We start from the raw sequence: 397 nt of genomic DNA, 5'->3' as shown, positions 1-397 counted from the left end.
CAGGAATTCGTCAACGGTTTGAGCGAATTATCCAAGACATTAAATCAAATATTAGCGGAACTCAAGAAGGGCAACGACAACGCACAAGCAGACTTCTTGAAGACAATCAAAGCATTATTGGAGAATTCGCAGTATTCATTAAAAGAGAGTATGAAAGAGCTACAGAACTCTTTAAACGAACTTGTGAGCAAATTGGACTAAAAATCAGATATAAAGAGCTAATGCAAGATCTTAGACAAACGATAAAAGAGATACCACAAATTGACCCTGAAATAGAGAGCCTAAAGAAAGAAGCTAAAAAAGAGCAAGAACGACCAAGAAGCTCAATGCGGTTTAGAATGTAATACTTCACCCTAAAAGATGATAGCCTTGTGGAGCGTAGCGACAATACAAGGCG

1 protein-coding gene is annotated in these 397 nt (G+C 38.0%); it reads left to right on the top strand.

Going from position 1 to position 397, the window contains the following annotated elements:
- Nucleotides 1-344: hypothetical protein (locus CDOM16190_RS10505; RefSeq protein ID WP_170020790.1), on the top strand; the 344-nt coding region annotated here is incomplete at its 5' end.
- Between the last annotated feature and the right edge of the window lie 53 nt (nt 345-397).

The sequence above is a fragment of the Campylobacter sp. RM16190 genome, from assembly GCF_012978835.1.
Taxonomy (GTDB): Bacteria; Campylobacterota; Campylobacteria; order Campylobacterales; family Campylobacteraceae; genus Campylobacter_A.
Note: the sequence above shows the minus strand (reverse complement) of the source record. Positions and strands in the feature narration are given on the sequence as shown.